A 4,749-nucleotide genomic window follows, 5' to 3' on the forward strand; every position below is an offset into this window, starting at 1 on the left:
CTGGTGGGGTTCGGGTGGCGGTGCGGTCGGTGCCGTGGCCGCGGCGGGAGGGCACGCCGCGGCGGGCGGCGGTGTCGGCCTTCGGTATCTCCGGCACCAACGCACACCTGATCCTCGAAGAACCGCCGGTCCTGCCTGCGGCGGGCCCGGACCCGGAATCGGCCATCGGGCCGGCGACGACGGTGCGGTCCGAACCGGCGGCGGAGGCGCCGGTGGTGTGGCACGTCTCGGCGCGTACCGAGGAAGGGCTGCGCGCGGTGGCGGCCCGGCTGGCCGCGAGCACCACGGGGGACGGCCCGGCGGCTCGTGCCCGGGTCGAGGACGTGGCCCACGCGCTGGTGTCGCACCGGGCGGCGTTGCCGCACCGGGCCGCGGTCGTCGGCAGCCGGGACGAACTGGCCTCCGGCCTGGCCGCGCTGGCCGCGGGTCGCGACGCCGACAACGTCGTCCGCGGAGTCGCCCGGGGTGAGCACCGGCTCGCGGTGTTGTTCACCGGCCAGGGCAGCCAGCGTCCCGGCATGGGCCGCGAACTGTACGAGGCGTTTCCGGTGTTCGCCGAGGCGTTCGACGAGGTGTGCGCGGCCGTCGACGCGCACACCGACCAGCCGTTGCGGGACATCGTCTTCAGTCAACGGCCCGACGCCGACCACCTGCTGGGGCAGACCATGTGGGCGCAGCCGGCCCTGTTCGCCCTGCACGTCGCACTGTGGCGGCAGGTACGTCACCATGGCGTGAAGCCGAACTTCCTGCTCGGCCACTCCATCGGCGAGATCAGTGCCGCCCACGTGGCCGGGGTGTTCTCGCTCGCCGACGCGGCGCTGCTGGTCACCACCCGCGCCCGGCTCATGCAGGCAGCGCGCGGTGACGGCGTCATGATGGCGGTCCAGGCGAGCGTGGACGAACTGCGTCCCCTGCTGGTGGGCCGCGAACGCCGGGTCGGCATCGCCGCCCACAACGCGCCCTCCTCCACCGTCATCTCCGGCGACGCCGACGAGGTCGCCCGGATCGCCGACAGCTTCTCGGCGCAGGGCCGCCGAGTCCGCCGGCTCGCCGCCAGCCACGCCTTCCACTCTCCGCACATGGACACCGTGCTGGCCGAGTTCCGGTCGGTGGTGGCGCGGCTCGCCCTCAACCCGCCGAGTCTGCCCATCGTGTCCAACCTGACCGGCGCCCAAGCGACCACCGCCCAGCTGACCTCACCCGACTACTGGACCCAGCAGCTGCGCAAGGCAGTCCGCTTCCACCCGGGTGTACGGCACCTGAACAGCCAGCACGTCACCGGTTATCTCGAACTCGGTCCCGCGCCCGTCCTCACCGCCCTCACCCGCACCATCCTCGACGAGCACCTGCCCGCCGATGCCATCCTGCCCACCATCGACGGCGCACGTCCCGAACCCGCCAGCCTGCTCACCGCACTCGCCGCGCTGCGCGCTCAGGGTCACGACACCGAGTGGCCGCATCCCACCAGCCCGCGCCCCGTCGACCTGCCGGTCCATCCCTTCCATCGCCAGTCGTTCTGGCTGCACCCGGTGCCGGAGGGAACGCCGCCCGCCGCGGGCAGCCACCCGTTCCTGCCTCATGTCACGGAGCTGACGGACGGCGAGACGACGGTGTATTCCGGGAAGCTGTCGGCCGCCGAGCATCCGTGGCTGGCCGACCACGTCGTCGGCGGCCGGCCCGTCGTCCCCGCGAGCGCGTTCGTCGACATGGTCCTACACACCGGCCGGCGGCTCGGCCGGGACCACATCGACGAGCTGGTCATCGAACATCCGCTGACGTTGAGCGGCGGTAACGACGTCGACCTGCAGGTGACGGTCACCCGCGACGGCCCCGATGTCCACCAGGTCACCGTGCACAGCAGGGCGGTGCCCACCGCCGACCTCCCCGACCCCCGGTGGGTCCGACACACCACCGCCACGCTCCGGACCACCGCCGGGCTGCCCGAAACCGTCGTGGACTGGCTGCCGGAGGGCGCCCTGCCGGCCGACACCAGCGACGTCTACACGCTGCTGGACGGCCAAGGCTACGAGTACGGCCACGCCTTCCGGCTGCTCACCGGCCTCTGGCGGCAGCCGGCAACCGAGCACCAGTACGCCGAGGTGGCGCTCCCCGAACAGGTGTCGGCGGAGGCGTACGCGATCCATCCGGCCCTGCTCGACGCCGCCCTGCATCCCCTGCTGTTGACGCACTCGGTGGACGGCCCTCCGATGGTGCCGTTCAGCCTGACCGGACTGACGTACCACGCGCCTTCCCGGTCACCCGACGCCCTGCGGGTGGAGCTGCGACGCACCGGTGCCACGGAGGCGGCGGTCCGGATCACCGACCCGGGTGGCGTCCCGATCATCGAGCTCCGGTCCCTCGTCGTCCGGCCGCTGTCCACCGGTCCCGACGTGACGTCGCAGGTCGTGCGGTGGTTCCCCGTCGCGACGCCGACACCGGGTGACCCGATCGCCCACGAGGTGTGCCGGCCGGCCGTCGGCGAAGAGCCGGTCACCGAGGCCGTGCGGGCCCGGCTGGCCGAGGTGCTCGGGGCGCTGCGCGCCTCACTCGACGACGGCGGCGACGCGGTACGCCTCGTGGTCCTGACCAGCAATGCTGTCGCGGTCGGCGACGAGGTCGACATCAAGGAGCACCGGCCGGCCGCGGAACCGGTCGATCCGGTCTCGGCGGCGGTCTGGGGTCTGGTCAGGTCGGCGCAGAGTGAACATCCCGACCGGTTCGTGCTGCTGGACATCCCCCACGACGCCGACGCCGGGGCCGCCGTGGCGATCGCCCTCGCCACCGGAGAACCACAACTCGCCCTGCGCGGCGACGTGCTGTACCAGCCGCGGCTCGTCGACCTGCCGGCCGAGCCTCGCCAGTTGGCGTCGTCGGCCCTGACATCGACGGGAACGGTCCTGGTCACCGGGGCCACCGGCGCGCTGGGCAGGCTCCTGGCACGCCACCTCGTCGACAAGTACGGGGCCCGACACCTGCTGCTGGTGAGCCGCCGTGGCCCGGCCGCCGACGACGCCGACCGCCTCGTGTCCGCGTTGACCGCTGCCGGGGCGAGCGTCCGCCTGGAGGCGTGCGACGTGGCGGATCCGGAGGCACTCGGTGCGCTGCTGTCGTCCGTCCCGGCGGACCGGCCGCTGACCGCCGTCGTCCACACCGCCGGCGTCGTCGAGGACGCGACCATCGCCACGGTCACCTCCGACGCCCTCGATCGGGTGCTCAGCGCGAAGGTGGACGCCGGCTGGCACCTGCACCGGCTGACCCGGCACCTCGACCTGGACATGTTCGTGCTGTTCTCCTCGGCCGCCGGCGTGTTCGGCGCACCCGGGCAGGGCGGTTACGCGGCAGCCAACGCCTTCCTCGACGCCCTCGCGCACCAGCGCCGGGACGGTGGGGCGACGGCCACCTCGCTCGCCTGGGGGCCGTGGGCGGGCGACGAGGGGATGGCCGCCCGCCTCGGCGTCGCCGACCAGGAGCGCATCCGCCGGATGGGGCTGGCCCCGATCCGTACCCCGCAGGGCCTGGCCATGTTCGACGCCGCGGTGGCGGCCGATCGGGCCAACGTCACCACCGCACTGATCGACCGCAGTGCGCTGGTCCGCCCGGAGGGGACCCCGTTGGACGGGGTGCCGCCGCTGCTGCGACACCGGGTACGCCGGACGCCCGGGGCGGCCGGCGCTGCCACCAGGCGTGGCGACCTGGCCGGTGCGCTCACCGGCCGTACCGCGAGTGAACGGCGTGACCTGCTCCTGGCGGAGGTGCGCCGCCGCACCGCCGAGGTGCTGGGTCACCTCGACGTGGCGGCGGTGCCGGAAGGCCGTCCGTTCACCGAACTCGGGGTGGACTCGTTGGCCTCACTGGAGTTGCGGAGCCGGTTGAGTGCCGCGACCGGGCTGCGGTTGCCGGCCACCCTGGTCTTCGACTATCCCACTCCCGGGGCGATCGCCGACTTCCTGCTGGCCGAGATGACCTCCGCCGAGCCGGCAACAGCCGTCGCACCGACGCTGTCCGTTCCGACGCCGGGCGACGAGCCGATCGCGATTGTGGCGGTGAGTTGTCGGTATCCGGGTGGGGTGGATTCGCCGGAGTCGTTGTGGGATTTGTTGGCTGATGGTCGGGATGCGATGGGGGAGTTCCCGACGAATCGGGGGTGGGATCTGGAGCGTCTTTTCGACGATGATCCGGAGACGGTGGGTACGTCTTATGCCCGTCACGGTGGGTTCCTGCACGATGCGGATCTGTTCGATGCGGAGTTCTTCGGGATCAGTCCGCGGGAGGCGACCGCGATGGATCCGCAGCAGCGGTTGTTGTTGGAGACGTCGTGGGAGGCGTTCGAGCGGGCGGGCATCGCCCCGGACTCGCTACGCGGCAGTTCCACGAGCGTCTACGTCGGCCTGATGAACCAGGAGTACAGCAAGGTCGCCGGTGACTCCGCCGACGACGTCGAAGGGTTCCTGGCCACCGGCGTCTCGGGCAGTATCGCGTCTGGTCGGGTGGCGTATCACTTCGGGTTGGAGGGGCCTGCGGTGACGGTGGATACGGCGTGTTCGTCGTCGTTGGTGGCGGTGCATTTGGCGTGTGAGAGTTTGCGGCGGGGTGAGTCGTCGTTGGCGTTGGCTGGTGGGGTGACGGTGATGGCGACGCCTGTGGCGTTTGTGGAGTTTTCTCGTCAGCGTGGGTTGTCGGTGGATGGTCGGTGTAAGGCGTTTGGTGCGGGGGCGGATGGGACGGCGTGGTCGGAGGGTGTGGGGGTGG

The 4,749-nt window shown here is 72.2% G+C and carries 1 protein-coding gene; it reads left to right on the forward strand.

From position 1 onward, the window contains the following. Positions 1-29: 29 nt before the first annotated feature. On the forward strand, positions 30-4,749 hold a 4,720-nt coding region (locus tag ACLQ2X_RS28265), incomplete at its 3' end, for an SDR family NAD(P)-dependent oxidoreductase (protein WP_425684120.1).

It is taken from the genome of Micromonospora sp. DT31, assembly GCF_049841795.1.
Lineage (GTDB): Bacteria > Actinomycetota > Actinomycetes > Mycobacteriales > Micromonosporaceae > Micromonospora.